The following is a 24292-nucleotide window of genomic DNA, read 5'->3' on the forward strand; positions in this document are numbered from 1 at the left end:
CGAATCTGAATAGAAAACACCGACGGAAAAGACTTCAGGATATGCGATCGACCCTGAGTTCCCCCAATTTGTTTTTTTTGTTGCCTTTTGACTCGCTCTTGTCTATAATCGTACTTCACAACCATAATTACGGTATTCCTACCCAAGAACCGTAGTTTCTCTAGAGGAACAAATATAATGAGCCCGTGGCAACGCCTAACTCAACACCTTTACTGGCCGCAACAGCGATCAGCCAGCACAAATCAATCATTTACTGCCATGAAAAGATTTGTATCGCTATTTTTAGTGGGAATAACTTTAAGTCTGGCCGTTGCATCCTGCGGCCAGGGAACCAGCAACAACCCTGCAGCCACTCCAGGCGGTGCTAGCCCAGCAGCCAACAAAGGCAACGTAGAATTAACCCTAGTATCCTTCGCCGTCACCAAAGCTGCCCACGAAGCGATAATTCCCAAATTCGTAGAACAATGGCAAAAAGAAAAAGGCCAAACCGTCACTTTCAACCAAAGCTACGGGGGTTCCGGTTCCCAAACTCGCGCAGTAATTGACGGTTTAGAAGCAGACATCGTACACCTAGCCCTCGCCCTCGACACTGCAAAAATCGAAAAAGCCGGACTAATTCAACCTGGGTGGGAAAAAGAAGTCCCCAACGAAGGCATAGTCAGCAAATCCGTAGGAGCAATAGTCACCCGCGAAGGCAATCCCAAAGGCATCAAAACCTGGGAAGATTTAAGCAAAGACGGAGTAAAAGTGATTACTGCCGATCCTAAAACATCAGGCGTTGCCCGCTGGAATTTCCTCGCACTTTGGGGTTCGGTTGTTAAAACCGGAGGAGACGAAGCCAAAGCATTAGACTTGACTACTAAAGTCTACAAAAACGTCCCCATCCTGACTAAAGACGCCCGCGAAGCCACCGATGTATTTTTCAAACAAGGGCAAGGCGACGCCTTAATTAACTACGAAAACGAGATTATTTTGGCCGGTGAGAAAGGCGAAAAACCGACTTATACTATTCCAGAAGTCAATGTTTCGATCGACAATCCCATTGCCATTGTGGATAAAAACGTTGATAAACACGGTACTCGCGAAGTCGCCGAAGCATTTGTCAAGTTTCTGTACACCCCAGAAGCTCAGCGAGAATTTGCCAAAGTAGGCTTCCGCCCAGTAGATGCGACAGTAGCGGCGGAACCAGAATTTGTCCAAAAATATGCGCCCATCAAAACCCTATTTACAGCTCAAGACTTAGGAGGTTGGGGAGAGATTCAGAAGAAATTCTTCGATGACGGAGCTATTTTTGACAAAATTCAAGGTTCAATTAGACAGTAGTGGCCGGGGCGGGTTTACCAGATGATTGGTTTTAGGCAATTATTTTTGGTAAAACCAGCCCCCGATCGCAATTATTCTTTCCAACTCAAAACTATTCACTTATGGCTGAATCATCTGCAATCAGTAACCCTCAATCTCCGATCGAAAATATCAAAAGGGCGATCGGCAAAATCACATTACCTTGGGGAATCACCCTAGGCTACCTCAGCTTAATGCTATTGCTCCCAGTTGCAGCATTGCTGCTGAAAGCCAGCACAGCAAACCCCGCCGAATTTTGGGCAATTGCCACCAGTCCGATCGCCCTTTCCGCCTACGATGTCACCTTCTTTACGGCATTAATTGCGGCATTAATTAACGGAGTCTTCGGCACATTAATTGCCTGGGTATTAGTCCGCTACGACTTTCCCTTAAAACGGATTATAGATGCAATCGTCGATTTACCCTTTGCGCTCCCTACCTCCGTCGCCGGTTTAACCCTCGCCACAGTTTACAGCGATAACGGCTGGATTGGTTGGTTTTTTGCACCTTTGGGAATCAAGATATCGTTTACTCGCTTAGGCGTAGGTATAGCAATGATATTTATTTCCTTGCCATTTATCGTTAGAACCGTACAGCCAGTTTTAAACGAGATGGAAAAAGAGATCGAAGAAGCAGCTTGGTGTTTAGGTGCTTCTCAATTTGAAACCTTCTGGCGAGTAGTTTTACCGCCGTTATTTCCGTCTATTTTAACCGGAGTAGCACTCGGCTTTTCGCGAGCGGTAGGCGAGTACGGCTCTACTGTAATTGTAGCTTCTAACATACCGTTCAAAGATTTAATCGCGCCCGTATTAATTTTTCAAAGATTGGAACAGTACGACTATGCAGGAGCAACAGTTATCGGCACTGTCATGTTAGGTATTTCCCTGGCAATGTTGTTCGCCATTAATCTCTTACAAGCATGGAGAAGACGCTATGACGACTAATATCAATTCACCCGCTGGTTACAAAAGTCCGCCCGCAGGTTCTAGTCGGAGCCAGGAAAAAGCTTGGGTAAAACCAACTTTAATCGGAATTGCGATCGGCTATCTCGCTCTTGTCTTATTTATCCCCACTCTCAACGTTTTTTATCAAGCCTTCAGAAAGGGATTTGAGCCATTTTTTTCTAATTTAACCTCACCAGATTTTCTTCACGCAGCGCAACTAACCCTGATAATTTCTCTGATAGTTGTGCCAATAAATACAGTATTCGGTTTGTGTGCAGCCTGGGTAATTGGCCGCAACAAATTTCGGGGGCGCACGCTATTAATCAGCCTTTTAGACGTGCCTTTTGCCATCTCTCCCGTAGTTGCAGGTTTAATGATTGTACTGCTTTACGGTCGGCTGGGATGGTTCGGGCCGTGGCTGGAGGCGGCAAATATCAGGGTTATTTTTGCCTTCCCTGGAATGGTGCTGGCTACTGCTTTTGTTACCTTGCCTTTTGTGGCGCGCGAAGTAATTCCTGTTTTGGAAGAAGTGGGGACTGATCAAGAAGAGGCGGCGAAAACTTTGGGAGCAAATGACTGGCAAATTTTCTGGAATGTCACGCTTCCCAGTATTCGCTGGGGATTGCTTTACGGAGTAATTTTGACCAATGCTAGAGCAATGGGAGAATTTGGAGCCGTCTCTGTGGTGTCGGGAAATATTGCTAAAAAAACACAAACTTTGCCTTTGTTTGTAGAGGATGCTTACAAGCAGTACGCGACGCAAGCCGCATTTTCGGCTGCGGTAGTTCTCGGTCTTTTAGCAGTTGTTACTCTCGTGCTTAAGGAGATTTTAGAACGAAAAACTAGGATTAAAGAAGTTGAAGAATAGTCATTAGTCATTAGTCATCAGTCATTAGTCATCAGTCATTAGTCATTAGTCATTAGTCATTAGGGTGCGCGCTGTGAACCTCATCCCTCAAACCACTCATTAGTAAGGTGCGGCGCTATCGACAATCTAGTGGGAAGCTCGAAAATCTCGCAGCAACGCACCCTACAAGATATTGGTACAAAATGTAAACTGAAACAAAAATTAGGAGTCCCAAATGTTAGCTCACAACACTAGCGAATCTCAATTTGAGCCGATCGACAATTTTCACAAAACCCAAGAATCAGATATTCCCAAATCTGAGATTGGCGACAGCAGACCAACTCAAACCCGCATTCGCATTCGTGTTCCTAAAGAATACCATCAGGAACCTGTAATCTCTAACCTGATTTCTGAATACGGTTTGACGGTAAATTTTAATGCCGCTTTGTTGGGTGTCAAAACTTTAGATGACGGTTGGTTTGATCTGGAACTTAACGGTACAAGTAAACAGATTGAAACGGCTCTGATTTATCTCAATGATTTGGATGTAGAAATCTGGAGCAATTCCAATAATCCCGATGAAGAAACTTGGTAATTAGTGAGTCTGGGACGCACCAACCTGGAAGATCAGCTAAGGATCGCTAATTAAATAATTTACACTCTTGAAAGTGGGATGGGCGTCCCGCCCGTCCAGAAAGGGCGGGCGGGACGCCCATCCCACAAGAACCATCACGCATTCTAAGTTATTTAATTATCATTCCTAATATTCTGGACTGACACGCATATTTTTTTCGACCCGATTTATTGAGCCTAATAGTCTCAAGTAATGTTAGTCATGAGTCAGCCTATCTCTTCCTGTAAAATAACCGTTATCAAGGTTCTAGTGAGGAATGCAAGCCTTCATAAAACTCAGAGGACTTGTTGCATTCCTCCCTACAAAGCAATTTAATGGCGGTTGTTCGTTAGCGAAGCTTGCAGAAGAGGATCGCAGGGAGCATCTCATATTTGTAAAAATACTTCTTCTGGCTCCTTCCTTCTTCCTCTTTCCTTCTGCCTCCTGCCTCCTGCCTCCTGCCTCAAAACTCCAATTTATAGCTGGGCTGCAAAGGTGAGATGCTCCCGGATCGCACATACCGATCATTCAGCAGGGAACAACTACCAAATAACACCAGCTTACAGCTAATAATCGTGATTGATGACTCTTGATTAAAAAATATCGATCGCCATCAATTAACTATTGGATTGACAATTTTTATAAAATCTGGTTTTTTCTCCATCTCTGGCATATCAATAAACAGCGCGCACGTCTTCTCCAACATTGTTGTAACAGCCGGAACAATATCCCCCTATAAAACTTCTAAACAATCAAACTAACTCAGTTATGGCAGGGCAGCATAAAAAAAAGTTTTTGTCAATATTCAATTTAGGTGAAAGTTAGGTTAGGTGAAATTAGGAGCGATCCTCTTCTGCAAGCTTCGCCAACGACTCTCATCCGCACTCAGCGGGAAAGCTCGATCGCTGCTGCGGTTGGTTTGTGATATGAATTTGATGTGTGCGTGTACCAGGAGAATTTGAACGTGGAACTCTATAAAGAACGGAAACACCAAATAGTTTTTGCTGATTCACAAGTTAAAGATTGCGAAAGTTTAACAGAAACGGTCAATTCCGATACAGAAATTGTTATTCTCAAAGCCGATCGCGACGGCATTGAGCAAATTGCCGAAACACTTAAACAGCGGAAAAACATTGCAGCCGTCCACATTTTGTCTCACGGCGCAGCAGCCAGCTTGCAACTGGGAGCAACAGAACTAAATCTGTGCAACATTGAAAGCTACCGCAATTATTTAGAAACATGGTTTGCTTTGCCAGCAGCCGAAACAAACTCGAACTCTTCAATTACAGCTAAACCCGAAATTCTACTTTACGGTTGCAACGTCGCCGCCACAGAAGCAGGTGTCGCTTTCGTCCAAAGGCTGAGCCAGCTCACCGGGGCAAATATTGCCGCTTCCGATAACTTGACTGGGAATGCTGCGTTGGGTGGAGATTGGGAACTCGAAGTAACTACGGGAAACATTGAAACACCTTTGGCATTTTCGGCTGAGGCGAGGGAAGCTTACAGTGGCGTACTGGCTGACTTGAACCAAAGGACTGGCGACTTTAACGGACTGGTAAATGCCATCAATGTTGCCAACATCAACAGTGGCATTGACACGATCACTCTCACTGCCGATATTACCCTCGCAGGGCAATTGCCGAGAATTACCGACACCACCACTATTGTTGGCGGTGGTTTCAAGATCAGCGGCAATAACAACCGTGCCTTTGTAGTTGATAACACAACATTTAACATCTCAAACCTCACCATTGATTCCGCACAAGCAGTAGGCAACGCAGGAACCGCCGGTGGTGGTGGCGCCGCAGGCTTAGGTGGCGCCCTTTTTATCAACAGCGGTACAGTCACAGTTGACAGAGTTACTTTTTCTAATAACTCTGCCGTTGGCGGTGCAGGTGCGGCGGGGAATGGTGGCAAGGGTGGTAGCGCGGATCTGGCTACTGTCTTTGGAGGCACAGCAGGGACAAATGGTAGAAATGGTAGAAATGGTCTACCAAGTAATGGCGCTGCCGGTGGGGTTGGCGAAGATGGCGAGGCTGGCGGTACTGGTAATGCTGGCGGTACTGGCGGTATTGGCGGCACTGGCGGTACTGGTGTTGGCGGCACAAACGGTGGTGCTGGTGGCATTGGTGGTGCTGGTGGTGCTGGTAGTGTTGTCGGTAGTGGCGGCGGTGGTGGTGGTGCCGGTGGCGGTGGCGGTCCTGCTGGTACTGGTATTCCAGGTAATGGTGGCAATGGCGGTGTTGGCGGTGCTGGCGCCTTTGGTGGCGGCGGTGGTGCTGGCGGTACTTCTGGTACAGGTGCGGTGCTTGGTGCTATCGGCGCTGGAGGCATTGGCGGCTTCGGCGGCGGTGGCGGTAGTGGCAATATTGCAAGCGCTGGAGGCACTTTTGGCGGTGCTGGTGCTACTGCTGGCGGCGGCGGTGCAGGTTTAGGTGGCGCGATTTTTGTTGGCGGTGGCACTTTGACCATGACCAACAGCACCTTATATAGCAACACAGTTACGGGTGGCAATGCTGGTAATGTTGCCGCAGGTGCGGGTACAGCCGCAGGTGGTGCAATTTTCGTCAACTTAGGTGCTACAGCTACCCTCACTAACAACACGATCGCTTATAACTCTGCAACAGCCGCCACAGTTGGCACACCGGCTAGTCTGATTGCTAGTGCCGGAGGAATTTACAACAACGGCGGTACAGTTACAGTCAAAAACACGATCGTCGCTGGCAACGTTGCTACTACCGACACTGATGTTACAGGGACATTCACAGGAAATAACAACCTGATTGGGGTTCTCGGCACTAGCACTGGTTTCACAGATCAGGCATTAACGGTTCCTTTGGCAAATGTATTAGCTCCAGCAGCCTCTGCCGGACTCAACGGTGCAACTACCGGCCCGTTCACCCTTGCCCTAGTTGATAACAGCCCGGTCACAACTAGCAGCAACCCTGCAATTGGTGGGGGCGACCCGACAATAACGGCAGTGGGCGCTACAGCTTTTGACCAACGAGGTACTGGCTTTCCTCGAAAAATTGACAATACTCTTGTCAGCAAACCGAATATTGACATCGGTGCTTACGAGTACGGCCCAGTGGTCGTGGGTCAGAAATTCAACGACCTGAACGGGGATAGCCTGCAAGGTGCCGCGGCAACTGAACCAGGTCTAGGTGGCTGGACTATTACCGCAGGTACGAAGACTAATGTAACATCTGCGGTTGCTGCCACTCTCGGCCAATACACTCTCACGGATACTAAGGCCAATACAGCGATCGCAGAAACGTTACAAACCGATTGGGTGCAGACTTTAGCACCAACGGTGACGACTGGTACTGCTGATGTTACGGGTGCTAACTTCGGCAATTTCCAACTGACATCGATCGCGGGCAAAACCTACACCGATCTCGTCGGCAACAAAGTCTTAGACCTTGGCACCGACACCACATTAAACGGCGTCACGGTAACTTTATACAAAGACACCAACAACAACAACACGCTAGAAGTCGGCACAGATACGGTTGTGGGCACTCCACAAACCACTGCGGGAGCCGGAGATTACACATTCGCGGATATAGGCCCCGGCAATTACCTGATACAAGCCACTGCCCCAGCCAACTCCACTATCTCTTTCCCCGCTGCCGCACTTCCCGTTACCGCCCAAAGCGGTACTCCCGTCACCGGTCAAAACTTCGGCATTTTCCAAAACATCACCGTTAGCGGCACCAAATTCACCGACCTCACAGGTAATAGCTTCTCTGCTGACGACACCCCCCTCAACGGCACTACCATTCGCTTGTTCAAAGATACTAACGATAACAGCACTTTAGATAGCGGTGATACGGAAATTGCCTCTCAAGTTACCGGTACAGCGCCAGCGGCGCCTGGGACGTATAGCTTTGCCAACGTCGGCTCCGGTCGGCACTTTGTGAGAGAAGACGTGCCGGATGGTTTCTCACAAACCGCCGGCCCGACTTTTTATCCAATTAACCCGGTCAGCGGCACAAACATTACGGCTCAAAACTTCGGCAATTTCCAACTAGGCAAAATCAGCGGGATCAAATTTAATGACCTCAACAAAAATGGCATCCAAGATGGGCCAGAAGAACCACCGCTAGGAGGCTGGACAATTTACTTGGATGCCAACGACAGCGGCAGCCAAGATGCAATACCAGGCGAAACAGGCACCAACGCCACCGTCACCGATGTCGCCGGTAAGTATCAGTTCACCAACCTGCCAGCCGGCACTTATACAGTGCGGGAAGTGCCACAAACCGGCTGGACGCAAACTGTACCCCCCGTCAACCCAGCTAGGCCTACTGTTCCCGGCGCGTTTACGATCGCCGTCACCAGCGGCACAGACTCCCAAAACAACAACTTCGGCAACTTCAAGCCCAACTCGATTAGCGGTCTGAAGTTCAATGACCTCAACACAAATGGCATCCAAGATGCGCCAGCAGAAACAGGACTACCCAACTGGCAATTCTTCCTCGATACCAACGATAACGGTACTCTCGACACTGGGGAACCGAACACCCTCACCGATGCCACCGGCAACTACAAATTCCTCGATTTGTCAGCCGGAACCTATAAGGTGCGGGAAGTCTTGCAGCCTACTTGGACGCAAACTACCTCCGACCCGGCGGACATCACTGTCACCAGCGGTCAAGATATCGCTAATATCAACTTCGGCAACTTCCAGTCGAGCACTATCAGCGGTCAAAAATTCAATGACCTCAACAACAACGGCGTTAAGGATGCCGGAGAATTGGGGCTAGCTAACTGGCAAATATTCCTCGACAGTATCACTCCCGATGGCATCTTTCAGCAGGGCGAACCGACTACCATCACTGATGCAGCGGGCAACTACACTCTGCGAGATATACCTGCAGGTACTTACCAGGTAAGGGAAGTCCAGCAAAACGGCTGGACGCAGACGACCCCTAACCCCGCTCCCGTTACGGTTAATCCCTCGGATAACATCACAGGCATTGACTTCGGCAACTTCCTGCCCCAACCGGGGGCGATCCGAGGTCTGAAGTTCCAAGACACCAACAACAATGGCACTCAGGATGCTGGAGAACCGGGTTTACCCAATTTCCAAATTCAGTTAACCAATGTCGTAGCTGGAACTGCTCCTGCTCCTGTTACTACTACCACAGACAACAGTGGCAACTACCTGTTCGCGAACCTAACGCCGGGAACCTACCGCGTCAGGGAAGTCAACCAAACTGGGTTTACCCAAAGCACACCCGACCCTGCCGACATCGCCCTAACTTCAGGCGCTATTGTTACGGGCATCAACTTCGGGAACTTCCCAGCGCCGCCGCCGCCGACGCCGACTCCGACGCCGACTCCGACTCCGACGCCGACTCCGCCGCCAGTGCCACTGCCACCTGTACCGACGCCGACGCCTGCACCTGCGCCGACGCCTGCACCTGCGCCGACGCCTGCACCTGCGCCTGCACCTGCACCTGCGCCGACGCCTGCACCTGCACCTGTAACGACGCCGACGCCTGCACCTGTACCGACGCCGACACCGACACCGGAACCTGTACCGACAGATTTGGTTTGCCCTGAGAACTTCCCCAGGATAGCTACTCCCACTGAACCAGGTACTCCGACCGCGGGTAATGTGATCAATGGCCCTAACGGGGACGATACGATCGTGGGTAGTGCTGGCAGTGACTCTATCTTCGGGTTGAGCGGCAACGATTTGATCTTTGGTCGAGGGGGCGGTGACTATATCAATGGCAATACGGCCAACGATACTGTCTATGGAGGCATCGATAGCGATACTCTCTTTGGTGGCAAAGGGTTTGACCTGATTTTTGGCGATCGCGGTAACGATACGATTTATGGCAATCGTGGCAACGACTCTATTTCTGGCGACGAAGGCAATGACTTATTGTACGGGGGCAAAGCCGATGACGTAATTTTGGGAGGCGCTGGCGACGATGTGCTCTTTGGCGATCAAGGCAATGACACTCTCTGCGGCGACGACGGTAACAATACCTTAATTGGCGGCAGCGGTGATGATTTGCTCTTTGGTGGCACCGGCGATAACTTGCTCTTTGGTGGCATTGGCAGCGATACCCTCGTCGGTGGCAGTGGCAGCGATGGTTTTGTCTTATCAGCGGGGGGAGGAATTGACACGATTTTCAACTTCACTGCAGGAGTTGATTCGATCGAGTTGGTGGGAGGCTTGGACTTCAATCAACTGTCGTTAACCGAAACTAATGGCTCGACGGCGATCGGAATTGCCAACAGCGACCAGATTTTGGCTATACTGACGGGCGTACAGCCGAGCCAGTTATCGGCTCAGAGTTTTAACTTGCTGGTTTAGTCTGCCGATCAAAGTTTCGAGTGTCAGCCAAAGAAGGGGAACGAATTCCGTTCCCCTTCTTTGGTCAAATTTGTTCGAGATACTTCAGCAAGTCGGCCATTTCTTGCGGACTCGGTTGAAACTGCGGCATTGGTGGGGTTTGCCCGCTGGTGACTTGCCGGATCAGATCCAATTCGGATTTGCGCTCGGAAACTCCGTGCAAGTTGGGCCCGACTTGACTGTCTGAAACGGAGATGTGACAACCCGCACAGTTCATTTGAAAGATGGCGGAACCCTGAAACGGGTTGCCCGTGAGGGATAGGACGCTTTTGACGTAAGGATCGGCGACTTGAAATTGACGTATTGTGATAATTGCCAAGATGATGGCAAGCAACACCGCTAGCGCAAATATGGCAAGTCGCTCGATCGGGTTTTTAATTTCATTCCTGGCAAGTTGGTTATTCAAAGGAGTTCAATTAAAAATAGTATCTACAAGAAAATTTATTTCTCATAACATAGCTTAATCGTTCGCAGCGGGGAGAGCAAGGTCTGAGACCCACGGAAGGCTGCTTTTGGGAAAATTCATCTGTGTAAGTGCTGGTAATATTAAAAATAGGTTGTTAAATCTTAACGTTGAGGAGCTCTCATGGTAGAACCGCTACTTTCAGGTATTGTTCTGGGTCTAATCTTTGTTACTCTGGCGGGGCTGTTTTTTGCTGCTTATCAGCAGTACAAGCGCGGCGATCAGTTGGGTATCAATAAGTAAAAGGCTTGTAGGGGCGGTGCCTTGAGTGCCCGCCCTGCCTTGAGTGCCCCCCGACTCATCCGTGTATCCGTGTCCAAATCCGTGTTGGGCTATTCGCCTTTGTTTGTTAAAGATATCGATCGAGAATAGCAGCAGTTTCCAAGCCTGTTTTTTCCCAGCTAAATTGTTTTGCCCTAGCCAAACCGAGCTCCCGCAAGTGCGATCGAACTTTGGCATCGACTGCAAGCTCTTGCATAGCAGAGGCAATTTCCTCGACGCTGTAGGGGTTGACTAATAACGCGCCGTCCCCCGCCACTTCGGGCATTGAAGACAGGTTAGAGGTGATGACAGGAGTGCCGCACCCCATTGCTTCGAGCACGGGGAGCCCGAATCCTTCCCAAAGACTGGGGAAAACCAGGGCGATCGCTTGGTTGATGACTTTGGGTAAGTCTGCCGCGGGGAGGTAATCTAGGAATTTTACTCGATCGGCCAATCCCAATTCTTGAACCTGCGCCTTCAGTAGCGGGGTATAGCGTTTGTCTTCCGAACCTGCTATCCACAATTCGTACTCGGAATTATCATGCAAAGCAGCAAAGGCTGCTACAACTCGCTGCACGTTTTTATACGGATTGTGGCGGCCGATATAAAGAAAATAATTGCTTGTTGGCAAGTCTAAAAAACGGAAAAAACTGGTATCGTATCCGGGGAAAATTGGCGTAATTAAATTAGTAGGAATATTGCAAAAATTAGCGATATCTTTGGCAGTTGATTCAGAGTCACAAATGACGTGTTGAGCCTGCCGCAGCACTTGGGGAATGTAGTAGCGGTGGTAAGGTGTCAGAGGATCGAAGCGGCGGGGAAATCGCAGCGCTATCAAGTCATGTACTGTAATTATATAGCGGCAACCTGCAAATAGAGGAGCTTCGGGAATTGGGGAAAATAACAGGTTAGATTTTAGCTGTTTGTAAATTTTGGGGAGTTGGGTTTGTGTCCACAGCAATCGGTTGATGTGTCCTTTGGTTCCTTGTTCGGGTGTTAGGTTGGCGGGGATTTGGTAGCAGTTGTTATTGGGAATTTTTTCGGCTGTTAGTAATGTTGGGTTGAGGGGTTTTAGGTGGGGAAATAGGTTTTTGGCGTAGATGGCTAAGCCGGTTGGTTTGGAAATTAGGAAGGAGAGGTTGATGAGCAGGTTGGATTGGGGATTGGGCATGGGATAATATGTAGAGTGCGGTTTTTGGGTGGGATTTTTTTTATTTAACCGCAGAGGGCGCAGAGGACGCAGAGAGGAGAAAGGAAGAGAGGGAAGATTTAAAGATATTGTTGTAAGATGTTGGCGGTTGCTTTTCCGGTTTTGTGCCAACTAAACTGAGATGTTCTGGCTAAACTAGCAGTTTTTAAGTTCGATCGCACTTTTGAATCTGTGGCTACTGTTTGCATGGCTTCGGCTATTTCTGGGATGCTGTAAGGATTGACTAATAATCCGGCATCTCCGGCTACTTCTGGCATTGATGACAGGTTGGATGTGATGACTGGTGTGCCGCAAGCCATTGCTTCTAAAATTGGTAAGCCGAATCCTTCCCAAAGTGTAGGGAAAACTAGGGCGATCGCCTGATTCATCAGTACGGGCAATTGAGAATAGGAAACGTAACCGAGAAATTTTACCAAAGATTGTAAACCTAATTCTTCAACTTGTGCTGTCAACTGCGGCGTGTAGGCATTGGGAGGCCCTGCTAGCCACAATTCGTAGTTTGCGCGATCGGGTAAACTCGCAAATGCAGCAATTAATCTCTCCAAGTTTTTGTAAGGATCGTGTCTGCCGGTATAAAGAAAATAATTTTTGGCGGGCAAGTCGAGATATCTAAAATTAATATTATCGCAAGCTAGGGGAATGGCGGTCATTTTCTTAGACGGAATCTGGAAAAAGTTAGCAACATCTGCCGCCGTTGCTTGAGAATCGCAAATAATGTGTTCTGCTTGTCGCAAAACCTGCGGTATGTAGTAGCGGAAATAAGCTGTTAATCGAGAAAACCGTTGGGGAAATCGCAAAGGAATTAAATCGTGAACTGTGACGATGTAGCGGCAGCCGGAATATAAAGGTGCTTCGGGAATTGGGGAAAATATCAGGCTTGACTGCAATTTTTTGTAAATTTTTGGCAAGTTGAATTGAGTCCACAGCAGCCTGTTAATTTGTCCTTTTGACCCTCGATCCGGTGTCAGAGTTTCTGGGATTTGATAGCAAGTATAATTGTTAATTTGCTGGGAAGTCAGTAATGTTGGTTCTAGCGGTTCCAGTTGCGGGAAAAGATTAGCGGCGTAAGTCCCGATTCCAGTTGGTTCGGGTGTTAAGAAGGACAAATTGATTAACAGTGAATTAGACATGATTTTAGGGAAAGATATCCGGCGACTGGAAGTCGCGACTACACATACAAAGTCCGCCTACGCGGACTAAAGAAAACGCTAATAAAATCGACTTTGATATTAGTCCTATGCAAGAGGACTTTAGCTTTGAGCCCGGGGTTTTAACCCCTGGTGGACTATTTAATTAGCCTTTAAGTTCGATCGAGCATTTGAGCTATATCGGCAGGATTTGGCAGCCGAATTGTAGCATACTCTTGGTGAATAATATCAAAAAAACTATTGACTTTTTTCTCAAAATGTGCAAGTCTAAAGTTCTGACTGCGTTGCTGTGCACCAGCTTGAAGTTCTGCTAGCAAATCGGGATTAACAATTAGTTGATGTGAATGCTGGCACAGTTCCTCAACGGTATTGAACACAAAGCCCGATCGCCCATGTTCCACAATTTCCGGTTGGCCGCCACCGTTGAAAACAATCGGAGCACAACTGTTGTGCATTGCTTCCACAGTCGCCATCCCGAAATGCTCAAATCTTTGAGGATTGACTTCACCCAAACCGCAGCCGTGCCAAAATATGCTTGCTCTAGCATAAAGCGATTTTACCTCATCGAAGTCAACATTGACTTTTAGCTCGATCGCCCTTGAATCTTGCTTCAATAAATTCTGAACAGTCTTTAAATAAGGATTTTTCGGAATGCTGCTGCCAACTAAGATTAGTCGCCATCCTTGAAAATCTTCGGGATAATCCGCTAGCAAACTGCGGAAAGCTTTAATTAGTTCAATTTGCTTTTTTGTTCCCCCAGCTTCAAACTGTCCCACAGCTAAAATGATGTTTTCTTTCGGCACTTTAACTGTTGCCATTTCTACGGGCGGATAAAGCAGAAAAGTTGGCTGTAGGTTCCAGCGTTTCTCCAACCACTTGACGGTAAATTGACTGTTGGCAATAATGAAAGTGTAATCATCTACAGCAAAGTGACGGTTGCGGAAGGTATTGGGAAAGTGACAGAAAAATACTGAAATTGGCGACAGTGGTTTAACTTTTTCCAGTTGGTTCGCGTTGATGAAAATATCGTAGTTTTTGCTTTCTCTGGCAATTTCATCAAAGGGATTTTCCATATCTTCCACGATGATGCTGGAATCGATGCACTGCATTCCGCGTTTATCGTAAAACGCCAAGGGCATAATTTTAATTTTGCATCCTGAAAGGTTGAGTCCGTACCAGGATTCTAAATCGGAAACAGCAACTGGTTTGTTGGCGATAAAAGTAATGTCAAATTCATTTTGCAGCAGCGAGGCGAGGGTAGCGACGTATTTTTGACCGCCGCCGATAAAATGCAGTCCGTGATCGTAAATGGCGATCGACATTTTGCGATCGCCCCGAACCACCTGTAAGCGAGACAAAATGCGATCGATCTTCATCCGACTGTAAATCACCGCCAACTTTTCCGACAACTGTGGCAATACAGTTTCGATGATTTCTGGTTTCTGATAATCTAGAAGTTTTTTAATCGCTACAAATAAACTCTCGAACAGCAAATCGTACTGCTTATGGGTAAAAAAATCTGAAGTATGAATTGAAGATACTAATTGCAACGGTTCATGTTTCGCCAAATACAAAAACCGATTGCGGTTGCAGAAATACTCGGTGAGTTTGCTGCCTTTACTCGAACCCCGATACTCGTGATGGGCGATAGCGGCGGGAGTATAAAGCATTTTCCAACCGCGTTTGTGGCAGCGTTTGGCAAACTCTACATCCTCAAAATACATCACAAAATCTTCATCTATCGGCCCCACATCTTCCAGACATTTCCTGCGGAAAAGCACCGCCGCCCAACAAAGTCCTTCGACTTCCCGTTCTGTATCGTACTGTCCCGCATCTTTTTCGCCAAAACCGACATCTTGCCAATAAAAATTAGGTAATTGCTGAATACCAGCGCTGTTAATTCGCCCGTCTTTAAACAACAATTTGCCGCTAGTCGCACCTACTTCTTTATTAGTTTCTAGCCGTTTTACAAGAATCTCTAACCAGCGACTGTCAAGGGTAGCATCGTTATTTAGAAACCCGATATATTGCCCTTTTGCTTCGCTGATGCCGAGGTTGAGGGCTTTCGCAAAGTTGTTGGCGGAGTTGACAAAAATCCGAACTTTGGGAAATAGTTCGCGCAGGGAATTAACGGAATCGTCTTGAGAACAATTATCAATTACAATTAAATCAAGTTGCGATTCGGGATACGCAAGTTTTTGTAGAGATTTTAAGCAATCTTTCGTGTGGCGCAGACCGTTATAGTTGACTATAATTAACGAGCATATGGGCAGTGCAGTCATTCGATTTTAGATTTTAGATTTTAGATTTTAGATTGAGGAATTTAAGGATTGAAGAATTTTCGATTTGGGATTAAATCATTGAAAATTTGAATCATTGAAAATTTGAAGGATTGAGGAATTTTCGATTTGGGATTTAGGATTTTAGATTGAGGAATTGAATAATTTTCGATTTTTGATTGAAGCATTGAAGCATTGCTCTCGCGAATAAATCTGGGGCCTTGTGACCAAATTATTTTGGGTCATCTTTGATGCTTTATTTTTGTCGATCGAGCAATTGAGCGGTAATCTTCTCTAAAATAGCAGTATGTTGCTGCTGCACTGCTTTAATTTGCTCTATTTCAGACTGAAAAGTTGCGATCGCTCTTTGTTGAGTCTCAAGCTGTGCTGTAACTTCGGGATATTCGCTGCTGAATTCCGATTCAATTTTTTCAAAGATAGTTTGTTGATTTTCTTGCAATTTTTGCAATTGTGTGCTTAATGTATGCACGACCCGCGTATTAGCAAAATTGTAAATTACTTGTCGTTCGAGTACCGGTCTGAGCAATTTTCGGACTATTTTCCTAACGACGATGACTGCGGAACCGAGTCGCCTTTGGTAAGAGGTAATGGGGATATTATAAATGTCGAAACCTGCTTTTAAAAGGGCGATATCTTCGTCATCTTCATTTTGGGCGATCGCACTATTTTCTGTTCCCAACAGCGACAGCTCAGCAATACCAATTCGCGGCTCCAAAGTTTGCCGCAATTTATGTATTATCTGTTGAGTTGGTATTTCTTCGTACTGCAAACTTTCCTCTCCTTTAGATAACTTACTATGACTTATTATGGAACAGGAATCTTTGCTGTTTCCATCATTGTAATTAATTGTGGAACAGGCCGGAAAGCCTGTTCAAGGGCGGGCAGGATGCCCAACCCCTACTCCCCACAAGAAAATTTATCTCTTGCTAAATCAGGATTATTGCTTCCGATATTGGCAATATCTCAATTTAAGCTATAGCAATCCTAAATCATTTGTGAATTTCTTACTCCCTCCCCGAACCCGCGGGGAGGGTTGGGGGGGGGTAAAAAGTTGACGACTCCTGCAAGGATTGCTATAACTCAATTTGACTGTCATCACCAATCATAAACCGCAGAGCTTTTGGACGAGCCGGTGCATTGGTGAGTTGAGCTCGCTGCCCGATCACGCTGTCAACAATTCGCTGGTGAATGCCAACTATTTTCGCCCCTTGCAATATTACACTGTGTTCGATATCAGCATCAATCATCGTCACGCGATCGGCAATACTGCTGTAAGGCCCGATAAAGCAATTTTCTATGCGGCAATTTTCCCCAATTACCACTGGCCCGCGAACTGTAGAATTAATGATTTCCGTTCCTTCTCCTATTTGCACTCGCCCGATAATTTGACTTTTCGCATCTACTTTTAATTCAGTTGAAGCTACGATACAGCTATCTAAAATGATTTGGTTTGCACTCAGCAAATCATCTTTTTTACCCGTATCCAGCCACCAACCCTCTAAATTGCAGGCTTCTACCTGTTTTTCCTTATTGATGAGTTGTTGAATGGCATCGGTAATTTCGAGTTCACCCCGGGGCGAAGGTTGAATTTGATCGATCGCCTCGTGGATAGTAGGAGCAAAAAAGTAAATCCCCACCAGTGCTAAATTGGACGGCGGAACCTTGGGCTTTTCTACTAACTGCAAAACTCGGCCTTTCTCATCAACTTTTGCCACACCGAAAGCAGAGGGATTGGAAACGGGACGCAGCATAATCAGAGCGTCTAGTTTCTGCGTGTTAAAAATCTCTAAAAACGGATCTAACTGATTCTGAATTAAGTTATCTCCCAAATACATAATAAATGGAGAATCGCCCAAAAACGGTCTGGCAACTTTTACCGCGTGAGCGAGCCCTGCCGGCTCTGCTTGCAAGATATAAGTAATTTTCGCACCGAAGCGAGATCCATCTCCTGTTTTCGTCTTCACCTCTTCCCCGGTTTCGGGACTAATAATAATCCCAATATCCGTAATCCCAGCCGCCACAATTCCTTCAATTCCGTACCACAGTATCGGCTTATTTGCTACAGGAACCAACTGCTTAGCACCCGTATAGGTGAGGGGACGCAAGCGTGTTCCTTTACCGCCAGAGAGGATGAGTGCTTTCATTGGGTGAACTCTGAGTTATGCTTTAGGGTTTGCGGTGCTGGCAACTATTGCCTGCACTTGTTGCTCTTGTTGATTTTAAACTACCGCTACCCCGCTGGCAATAGTTGCAGTGTCTCCTGACACCAATGATTTATTTTGCTCATACTTTTATAGTGCTGGACACACAGAGTTTCAATCGATTTTAGATTTTAGATTTTAGATTTTAGATTTTAGATTTTAGAATTGACTTGCGCGAGATAAATACGTTCGGCAAGTTTCATCGGATACAGGTTTTTTATTTCTGGACGGATGAATCACGTGGCGGGTATCCTCGATGCTTTCGGTCAGAAACCAGGTTTATTGCCACAGGAAGCAGTTAAAAGCTGAGTTTTTTGTCAAAAAAACCCTTTCTTAAGGTTGCAAGTGCGCCCGTCCCGATTTAATTGTCTACCCTTTTAATAGCGGCCATATCGGGCAATCAATTGACTACCACTATTGTTTTGATTTGTCAACCAAGCCCACATCTGATCGCCCAGACAAAAATGCCACCATTCGTTTGGATGCTGCTGAAAACCCGCAGCTATCATCGCATCTTTTAATATTTTCCTGCGACGGTGATATTCTTGTTTTTTCGGATCCTTACTATTACAGAAGTAATCTGGATAAGAACGTTCTGATATTTCATCAATCGGAGAACCCATATCAATTTGCAGATTGTTTTCATCCACTAAAGTTATATCTAAAGCTGCACCTGTACTGTGAGGGGGCGGCGTTGCGCGATCGAGGCTGGGTAGTGCCCAAAATTGATATACGTGTTCTATAATCACTTGGCGTTTGTCTTCGGAAACCGGAAATTCGCAGCCTTGAGCTATGGCAATTTGATTAAAAGTATAATCTACCATAAATTGCTGCACTTCCACGGGTCGATAAGCGTCAAATATCAGAATTTTCCAATTTTGATGATTTTGCTGTAGCTGGGTTTGAGCTGCGATTAAACTATCTACAACTCCTTGCCGCAAATAGTAAGGCGAATCTGCTTTGCTATTGTGATAGGGAGCACCCAACTTTTGATAAGGGTGCGGCATTTCAAAGACAAAATGTTCTGTTGGAATAGGGACTAAAGGTTCGCCACATTCGTCGATCGCTATTTGCTGGTATGGTTTCATATCAAGGTGTTACCCTACTTTATGATTACTGATGAACTACAATACTCAGTATATGCTTTTCACTTGAGTCAGCCGCGCGGCAAATAGCAAAGCAGCTAGAATATCCTCATGTTCTAAATCGTCATAGTCATCTACAATTTCTTTAGCATTCATACGAGAACTGAGTAATTCAAGAATTAACTCTACTGGATATCGGAGACCGCGAATACAGGGTTTTCCGTGGCAGATATTTGGATCGAGTGTGATGCGCTGCAAAAGTTCGTTTTCCATATTTTAGGAGCACATATTAAATATATCCTAACCTAAAGAGCGTAGCTTTGGATCGGTTTGTAGTAAGGACTTTAGTGCTTTCAATCTTCACCTAAAGTCCTAAAGTCCTTACAGCCAAAAAATCCTAACTTTGGCGGTAAGCAACTACCGCATAAAATGGATCGCCGCTTGGTATTCGCAGCATTTGCATAAAACTCGGCAAGTTAGGCTTGCGAGCAATTACTTCCGGCTTGCTAAATCCGGGTATATTCGCTCCTTTGACAGAATCAAAGTAACTCTTGACTAATTCTACCCGATCGCCCTCGGAACCTTCCCGCCAAGCCGCGATCGCCTTTTGATAAAACATCCGGTTGGAAAAGCTCATAATTGCTACGCCACCAGGCTTCAAAATGCGGTGAATCTCGGCAAAAATCGCATCCGGGTGCTGCAAATACTGTACCGAAACACAGTTGACAACGGCGTCAAACTCTGCATCCGGCAGTGGCAATTTGGGATTTGCGTTCAAATTCTGCACGAAATAATGATTCAGTCTGCGATTTTTTGCCAACTCTTCTTCATTCATGCCGTGCCCTTCAACATGGGCAAATTGCATCTCGTCGGGCAAGTGAGAAACCCAACTGCTCATCATATCAAAGACCCGAGTATTCGGTTTCAGCCGTTCCCGATACAAATCGGTTAGTTGCTGAATGAATCCATCGTCTACGTGCGTTACAAACCGAGGATAGGAGTAGAACAAATTGTCGTCGGTGTCATCTAACTTGGTGCGCTGGTCGGCTGGAAGCAACATAAATTCAGATCGCGAACTAGATTTACTCTTTCTAGTTTAAGAACAATTAAGAATTGTTAACATATCCGGCAGAGGGTGGATTCCCGCTTTTAGCGTAGCATTCGATCGCCAAAAAACTGACTTGCACCCTTTGGGGCTTGTGGCAAGAAGACGGTTTGCCGACTTCCAGCATTGGCGACAAACTGCAAGAGGTAGGCCAGACGCTGACAGGCGCGATCGATCGCATGGAAGAAACAGGCCTAGTCCGCCGGGAGAGATCCACGCGCGGCTGACAGATGCAGGTAGGGAACTGCAAAACGTCCTACCGCCGCTAGTAGCTGAAATCCGAGACAAGTCAATGACTGGAATTTCACAGCCCGATCAAGAACGCTTCTGAGAATCGATCGGGCGATCGTCAATCTTTCCTAAACCGACAAATCGCTCTTTTGGATGAAACGCAGGAGCCTCTACCTCTACTAAATTATAAATAACCGCAAAATACTACGCACTCTTAAAAACAGCAGTCTTAATAAATACTTGGACACGGATACACGGATGAATTTATAAGTCGGGGATTTGAGTTGTTTAGGGTTAAGGCCGACTAGCAGCAGAAATCCCGGACTTCTGGGAGTTGGAGAAGTTTGAGAAGTCGGGAATTTGATTATTTTCGGTTAAAGGCGATCGCCCTTGCAATATCATCTTAAAAAGTTAGGTATCTGGTATAGCGATCCTCGCATCATTTCCATAATTCTTGTAGGGGTAGCACTACCCCTACAAATCCTCATGAATGATGCGAGGATTGCTATAGTGAAAACCCAACCGAAATCTCGTTCACCAGCTAGAAAACGTATTGTTGCTTTGTGATGAGTGGCGATCGATTCAAATCGGAAAAATCTAATTGCCAAGAAAACCCTTCTATGGTATACTAGAAGATTGTGAATATTAATCAAAAGTAAAGTAACAAGCCGGGAGAAATCAAAATGACACAGCAAACCCTGCACGGAACCAGCCGCAAAAGAAAAAGAACATCCGGTTTTCGCGCCAGAATGCGTACCGTAACCGGTCGATTGGTAATCAAAGCTCGCCGCAGCAAAGGTCGCCACCGCCTCGCAGTCTAGCACTGCATCAAGGTTGAGAGGCCTCAACGATCGCCCTACGCCATGTTGCCCGATACAAACCGACTTAAGCACCGAAAAGACTTCAGCGCCGTATACCGCAAGGGAATGCGCCGTAACTCGGCCCATTTCAGCTTAAAAGCTCTGCGTAAACCAAAAAGCGCCGACTTTGCGAAACCGACAGCCGAAAAATCCTTGCAGCCAACTCGCACAGGCATTTCCATCAGCCTGAAAGTCAGCAAACGCGCTGTAGTCCGCAATCGGATTAAGCGTCAGATTCGGGCAGCTTTGCGACAGCTATTGCCCCGATTAAAATTCGGGTGGGATTTAGTAATTGTCGTGCGTCCGATCGCACAAGAGTGCAATTATGCAGAAATTCTGCAAGAATTAGAGCAGTTGTTGGTAGAAGCCGAGGTACTAGATGGGAATTCGAGAGGAAGTATATTATGAAGGCGGCCCCGCGCCCGGAGACTTGATCCTCAATTTACTCCTGGGGCTGACTGTGGTGGGAATCCCCCTAGCAGTAGGAGCAATTGTCCGGGCTCTGTGGCTGCGGTATCGGATCACGAGCCGCCGAGTGTCCGTAACTAGCGGTTGGATGGGGGGCGAACAGACAGACGTTATCTACTCAGATATAGTCAAAATCGTCACAGTACCTCGCGGTTTCGGGACTTACGGAGACATGGTGCTCACCATGAAAAATGGCAGCCGCTTGGAACTCAGAGCTATGCCGAAATTTCGAGCAATGTATGACTACATTAACGAAAAACTGCCCGCAGCCGCTCAAAAAGCAAACGCGGCCCAAGCTAAATAACCGAACCGCTTTCACCCAGATTAGAGGCCCAATTCAGTGCGAGTATTGGCAAACTCATTAAAACAAACCCGCAGACCGGGCGGTCGATCGACGGGCAATGTCCTAAGATAGAGACAAAACCCTAAAAATTGAGGCGGCTCGCCTTCAGCGGGTAAAAATAGTTCTCAACAGCAAACATAGAGCACCTAAATTAACTCAAAGCGAATGGATTTCGGTATCTCGTTTCTCTCCAACAACCTCATGCTTCCGATCCTAGATTTTTTCTACGGGATCGTGCCAAGCTACGGTTTAGCGATCGTAGCTCTGACGCTCGTGATTCGCTTTGCTCTTTATCCTCTCAACGCAGGCTCTCTTCGCAATATGCGGCGCATGAAAGTAGCGCAGCCATTGATGAAAGAGCGAGTAGATCAAATTCAAAAACTCTATAAAGACAATCCTGCCAAACAGCAGGAGGAAATGAGCAAAGTATACAAAGAATTTGGTAATCCTCTAGCAGGATGCTTCCCCTTAGTGCTGCAAATGCCAGTGCTGTTTGCACTGTTTGCAACGCTCAGGGGTTCGCCGTTTTCTGACATAAATTACAGCGTTAACGTTCAAGTTTTGCCCAAAGAACAAATCGAAACTGTTCAACCGCAAGCTTTTGCTACACCGCCCCAAAATATTTACGTCACAGGTACTTTTCATGCTCCAGTTGTGGGGGTAATTCCAGGGGGCGACAAAATCGCAGTCGGCGACACAACAAAGATAAATTTTCAAACCCCAGAGGGCAAACCTCTAAAAGTTTTAGCTGCAGAAAATAAGAGCGAAATCGACTTTGAACCCGGCTGGAAAGTCATCAAAGGCGAAGAAGTGGTCAAGGTAGATGAACAGGGCAACATCACAGCCTTAGCGCCCGGTGAAGCCACAGTTCAAGGCACAATCCCCGGATTGGCTAGTAACAAAGGATTCCTGTTTATTGAAGCTCTAGGCCGCGTTGGCGCGATCGACTCAGACGGTACACTCCACTGGGATATTTTGGTGATGATCCTGGGCTTCGGCATCAGTTTGTACATCAACCAAACCCTTTCAGGACAAGCACAAGGGCCAAACGACAACCCCCAACAGGCTACAGTTAACAAACTGACGCCAGTCATATTTTCAGGGATGTTTTTGTTCTTCCCGCTGCCCGCCGGCGTGTTGATGTATATGCTGATTGCTAACATCTTCCAAACAGTTCAATCGTTTATTTTGTCGCGAGAACCGCTGCCCGAAAACCTCCAAAAAATAGTGGACGAAGCAGAGGCGAAAACCCAAAAAGAACAAGGATTAGATGCACTTCCCTTTGAGCCCAAGCGTTCTAAGAAAAAGGCTTGATTTTAACAACAATGAAAGACTCTCAAATGCAGCGCGGACAGGCATGGTTAGAAGAATTGCTACAACTGTCCGCAATTCCTTCAAAAGTGGTATGCGAACAACAAAAAGATTGCTATTGGATGACAATAGATGAAAGCAATCTGACTCCCGAACAAGTTGCAATCTTAGTCGGGCCAAACGGTAATGTAATAGATGCCATTCAGTACCTCTGTAACACGGTTCAGAATATAGGTCAGGAAGTAGAGGAGTCAATTCCTTATACAGTTGAACTAAATGGCTATCGCATCCGCCGCCAAGAAGAATTGCGATCGATGGCAGAGTACGCAGCAGATCAAGCCCGATCGACGGGAGTTGAAGTTGAAATAAAATCGCTGTCTTCGGCAGAACGCCGTCAAGTCCACAGCTTTTTGAGCGAATGTGAGGATATAGAAACTTACAGTCAAGGACAAGAACCCGATCGGCGTTTGGTAGTGCGGCTGCGCTGACGCTAAAGAAGGAAGAAGGAAGAAGGAAGAAGGAAGAAGTTAAAAATTAACTATTCCTTTTGACCTTTGAATTCAAGAAGTAGGAAGGCAAAAGATTATGGAGACAATTTATATCCCTCATCTCCTCACAAAAAGTGAGCGGAAAGAGGTCATTGATTTTGAAGAATTTATCCCCGATTTAGAAACTCTTACTCCGGTGCGAGGACGACTGCAAGTGACTCACCAAGGGAATTATCTTGAGGTGAAGGCGAAAGCAGAAACAATAGTTACTCTCACCTGCCACAGATGCTTGAAACAATACAATCATCGTTTGGCACTCAACTCATCGGAACTAATCTGGCTCGAAGAAACAGCAAATCAAACAGATTCCAGTTCAGCAGAAATAGAAGTGGCTTTAGAAGATTTGGTGGAAAATTTGTCCCCAGGTGGCTATTTCTCTCCGGGCGATTGGGTGTACGAGCAAATGTGTTTGGAACTGCCGCACAAACAGATATGCGATATTGAATGTCCGGGAATTTCTTTAACTGATGATGCCAATACAGAAAGCACCGAAACAGTCTCAGACAGTCGCTGGGCGTCTCTGGAAGCACTTAAACGGCAATTGCCTTAGTCAGTTGGCAGTGGGCAGTTGGCAGTGGGCAGTTGGCATTAGCTAATAAGAAATAACAAAGAACAAATAACAAATAACCACTGACAA

General features: G+C 46.6%; 22 protein-coding genes. 13 read left to right on the forward strand and 9 right to left on the reverse strand.

Annotation, left to right across the window (positions count from 1 at the left end):
• The first annotated feature begins 177 nt into the window (after positions 1 to 177).
• From QUA88_RS06430 to QUA88_RS06450, 5 genes are all read left to right on the forward strand, one after another.
• Entirely contained in the window at positions 178 to 1323 is a 1146-nt protein-coding gene (locus QUA88_RS06430; RefSeq protein ID WP_333270864.1) for a sulfate ABC transporter substrate-binding protein, read from the forward strand.
• A gap of 101 nt (positions 1324 to 1424) precedes the next feature.
• Positions 1425 to 2285 (forward strand): sulfate ABC transporter permease subunit CysT, encoded by an 861-nt coding sequence (gene cysT / locus QUA88_RS06435; protein ID WP_333057938.1) that lies wholly within the window; start codon positions 1425 to 1427, stop codon positions 2283 to 2285.
• Positions 2275 to 3153: a sulfate ABC transporter permease subunit CysW gene (gene cysW / locus QUA88_RS06440; RefSeq protein ID WP_333057939.1), complete on the forward strand. Its 879-nt coding sequence runs from the start codon at positions 2275 to 2277 to the stop codon at positions 3151 to 3153. Before cysT ends, cysW begins: the two co-directional genes overlap by 11 nt.
• 214 nt (positions 3154 to 3367) lie before the next feature.
• Complete coding sequence (locus tag QUA88_RS06445) at positions 3368 to 3727, forward strand: NIL domain-containing protein (RefSeq protein ID WP_333057940.1); 360 nt, start codon at positions 3368 to 3370, stop codon at positions 3725 to 3727.
• 982 nt (positions 3728 to 4709) lie between these two features.
• Positions 4710 to 10082: a DUF4347 domain-containing protein gene (locus QUA88_RS06450; RefSeq protein WP_333270869.1), complete on the forward strand. Its 5373-nt coding sequence runs from the start codon at positions 4710 to 4712 to the stop codon at positions 10080 to 10082.
• A 64-nt stretch (positions 10083 to 10146) separates the two neighbouring features.
• Here the strand turns inward: QUA88_RS06450 and QUA88_RS06455 are convergent, their stop codons facing one another.
• Positions 10147 to 10527: a cytochrome c gene (locus tag QUA88_RS06455; RefSeq protein ID WP_333057942.1), complete on the reverse strand. Its 381-nt coding sequence runs from the start codon at positions 10525 to 10527 to the stop codon at positions 10147 to 10149.
• Positions 10528 to 10707: 180 nt separating this feature from the next.
• Between QUA88_RS06455 and petG the strand changes: the two genes are divergently transcribed.
• Entirely contained in the window at positions 10708 to 10827 is a 120-nt protein-coding gene (petG, locus tag QUA88_RS06460) for a cytochrome b6-f complex subunit V (protein ID WP_006632329.1), read from the forward strand.
• A 106-nt stretch (positions 10828 to 10933) separates the two neighbouring features.
• Here the strand turns inward: petG and QUA88_RS06465 are convergent, their stop codons facing one another.
• The 8 genes from QUA88_RS06465 to QUA88_RS06500 form a co-directional block, all read right to left on the reverse strand.
• Positions 10934 to 12016, reverse strand: coding sequence for a glycosyltransferase family 1 protein (locus tag QUA88_RS06465; RefSeq protein ID WP_333057943.1), 1083 nt, complete (start codon positions 12014 to 12016; stop codon positions 10934 to 10936).
• Positions 12017 to 12114: 98 nt separating this feature from the next.
• Complete coding sequence (locus QUA88_RS06470) at positions 12115 to 13185, reverse strand: glycosyltransferase family 1 protein (RefSeq protein WP_333057944.1); 1071 nt, start codon at positions 13183 to 13185, stop codon at positions 12115 to 12117.
• 170 nt (positions 13186 to 13355) lie between these two features.
• The gene (locus QUA88_RS06475) at positions 13356 to 15485 is read right to left on the reverse strand and encodes a glycosyltransferase (RefSeq protein ID WP_333270873.1); all 2130 of its coding nucleotides are present in this window, start codon (positions 15483 to 15485) and stop codon (positions 13356 to 13358) included.
• A gap of 253 nt (positions 15486 to 15738) precedes the next feature.
• Positions 15739 to 16272, reverse strand: a complete 534-nt coding sequence (locus QUA88_RS06480) for a hypothetical protein (RefSeq protein ID WP_333057946.1) — start codon at positions 16270 to 16272, stop codon at positions 15739 to 15741.
• A gap of 304 nt (positions 16273 to 16576) precedes the next feature.
• Entirely contained in the window at positions 16577 to 17647 is a 1071-nt protein-coding gene (locus QUA88_RS06485; RefSeq protein ID WP_333209822.1) for a glucose-1-phosphate thymidylyltransferase, read from the reverse strand.
• A gap of 434 nt (positions 17648 to 18081) precedes the next feature.
• Positions 18082 to 18792, reverse strand: coding sequence for a M15 family metallopeptidase (locus QUA88_RS06490; protein WP_333270877.1), 711 nt, complete (start codon positions 18790 to 18792; stop codon positions 18082 to 18084).
• A gap of 45 nt (positions 18793 to 18837) precedes the next feature.
• Complete coding sequence (locus QUA88_RS06495; RefSeq protein WP_333057949.1) at positions 18838 to 19062, reverse strand: DUF433 domain-containing protein; 225 nt, start codon at positions 19060 to 19062, stop codon at positions 18838 to 18840.
• Positions 19063 to 19186: 124 nt separating this feature from the next.
• Positions 19187 to 19849 carry a class I SAM-dependent methyltransferase gene (locus QUA88_RS06500; RefSeq protein WP_333209826.1) on the reverse strand — a complete coding sequence of 221 codons (663 nt, stop codon included), beginning with the start codon at positions 19847 to 19849 and terminating at the stop codon, positions 19187 to 19189.
• A 137-nt stretch (positions 19850 to 19986) separates the two neighbouring features.
• Between QUA88_RS06500 and QUA88_RS06505 the strand changes: the two genes are divergently transcribed.
• The 7 genes from QUA88_RS06505 (at position 19987) to QUA88_RS06535 (ending at position 24205) form a co-directional block, all read left to right on the forward strand.
• Positions 19987 to 20121, forward strand: a complete 135-nt coding sequence (locus QUA88_RS06505) for a MarR family transcriptional regulator (RefSeq protein ID WP_333231454.1) — start codon at positions 19987 to 19989, stop codon at positions 20119 to 20121.
• A 687-nt stretch (positions 20122 to 20808) separates the two neighbouring features.
• Positions 20809 to 20946 carry a 50S ribosomal protein L34 gene (gene rpmH / locus QUA88_RS06510; protein ID WP_015174196.1) on the forward strand — a complete coding sequence of 46 codons (138 nt, stop codon included), beginning with the start codon at positions 20809 to 20811 and terminating at the stop codon, positions 20944 to 20946.
• Positions 20947 to 20988: 42 nt separating this feature from the next.
• Positions 20989 to 21393: a ribonuclease P protein component gene (gene rnpA / locus QUA88_RS06515; RefSeq protein ID WP_333057956.1), complete on the forward strand. Its 405-nt coding sequence runs from the start codon at positions 20989 to 20991 to the stop codon at positions 21391 to 21393.
• A complete protein-coding gene (locus QUA88_RS06520; RefSeq protein ID WP_333057957.1) occupies positions 21365 to 21757 on the forward strand; it encodes a PH domain-containing protein in 393 nt (130 codons plus the stop codon). The genes rnpA and QUA88_RS06520 overlap by 29 nt, the downstream gene beginning before the upstream one ends.
• 204 nt (positions 21758 to 21961) lie before the next feature.
• Entirely contained in the window at positions 21962 to 23110 is a 1149-nt protein-coding gene (gene yidC, locus QUA88_RS06525) for a membrane protein insertase YidC (protein ID WP_333240900.1), read from the forward strand.
• 11 nt (positions 23111 to 23121) lie between these two features.
• Positions 23122 to 23595, forward strand: coding sequence for a R3H domain-containing nucleic acid-binding protein (locus tag QUA88_RS06530; RefSeq protein ID WP_333039170.1), 474 nt, complete (start codon positions 23122 to 23124; stop codon positions 23593 to 23595).
• 97 nt (positions 23596 to 23692) lie between these two features.
• The gene (locus QUA88_RS06535; RefSeq protein ID WP_333057959.1) at positions 23693 to 24205 is read left to right on the forward strand and encodes a YceD family protein; all 513 of its coding nucleotides are present in this window, start codon (positions 23693 to 23695) and stop codon (positions 24203 to 24205) included.
• Positions 24206 to 24292: the final 87 nt, after the last annotated feature.

Source organism: Microcoleus sp. D3_18_C2 (genome assembly GCF_036702395.1).
In the GTDB taxonomy this organism is placed as follows: domain Bacteria; phylum Cyanobacteriota; class Cyanobacteriia; order Cyanobacteriales; family Microcoleaceae; genus Microcoleus.

What these genes read in the sequence shown, in the direction of transcription:
- QUA88_RS06430 (WP_333270864.1), top strand. Translation starts at nt 178, where the DNA reads ATGAGCCCGTGGCAACGCCTAACTCAACACCTTTACTGGCCGCAACAG.
- cysT (WP_333057938.1), top strand. Translation starts at nt 1,425, where the DNA reads ATGGCTGAATCATCTGCAATCAGTAACCCTCAATCTCCGATCGAAAAT.
- cysW (WP_333057939.1), top strand. Translation starts at nt 2,275, where the DNA reads ATGACGACTAATATCAATTCACCCGCTGGTTACAAAAGTCCGCCCGCA.
- QUA88_RS06445 (WP_333057940.1), top strand. Translation starts at nt 3,368, where the DNA reads ATGTTAGCTCACAACACTAGCGAATCTCAATTTGAGCCGATCGACAAT.
- petG (WP_006632329.1), top strand. Translation starts at nt 10,708, where the DNA reads ATGGTAGAACCGCTACTTTCAGGTATTGTTCTGGGTCTAATCTTTGTT.
- QUA88_RS06465 (WP_333057943.1), bottom strand. Translation starts at nt 12,016, where the DNA reads ATGCCCAATCCCCAATCCAACCTGCTCATCAACCTCTCCTTCCTAATT.
- QUA88_RS06470 (WP_333057944.1), bottom strand. Translation starts at nt 13,185, where the DNA reads ATGTCTAATTCACTGTTAATCAATTTGTCCTTCTTAACACCCGAACCA.
- QUA88_RS06475 (WP_333270873.1), bottom strand. Translation starts at nt 15,485, where the DNA reads ATGACTGCACTGCCCATATGCTCGTTAATTATAGTCAACTATAACGGT.
- QUA88_RS06485 (WP_333209822.1), bottom strand. Translation starts at nt 17,647, where the DNA reads ATGAAAGCACTCATCCTCTCTGGCGGTAAAGGAACACGCTTGCGTCCC.
- QUA88_RS06490 (WP_333270877.1), bottom strand. Translation starts at nt 18,792, where the DNA reads ATGAAACCATACCAGCAAATAGCGATCGACGAATGTGGCGAACCTTTA.
- QUA88_RS06495 (WP_333057949.1), bottom strand. Translation starts at nt 19,062, where the DNA reads ATGGAAAACGAACTTTTGCAGCGCATCACACTCGATCCAAATATCTGC.
- QUA88_RS06500 (WP_333209826.1), bottom strand. Translation starts at nt 19,849, where the DNA reads ATGTTGCTTCCAGCCGACCAGCGCACCAAGTTAGATGACACCGACGAC.
- rpmH (WP_015174196.1), top strand. Translation starts at nt 20,809, where the DNA reads ATGACACAGCAAACCCTGCACGGAACCAGCCGCAAAAGAAAAAGAACA.
- rnpA (WP_333057956.1), top strand. Translation starts at nt 20,989, where the DNA reads ATGTTGCCCGATACAAACCGACTTAAGCACCGAAAAGACTTCAGCGCC.
- QUA88_RS06520 (WP_333057957.1), top strand. Translation starts at nt 21,365, where the DNA reads ATGGGAATTCGAGAGGAAGTATATTATGAAGGCGGCCCCGCGCCCGGA.
- yidC (WP_333240900.1), top strand. Translation starts at nt 21,962, where the DNA reads ATGGATTTCGGTATCTCGTTTCTCTCCAACAACCTCATGCTTCCGATC.
- QUA88_RS06530 (WP_333039170.1), top strand. Translation starts at nt 23,122, where the DNA reads ATGAAAGACTCTCAAATGCAGCGCGGACAGGCATGGTTAGAAGAATTG.
- QUA88_RS06535 (WP_333057959.1), top strand. Translation starts at nt 23,693, where the DNA reads ATGGAGACAATTTATATCCCTCATCTCCTCACAAAAAGTGAGCGGAAA.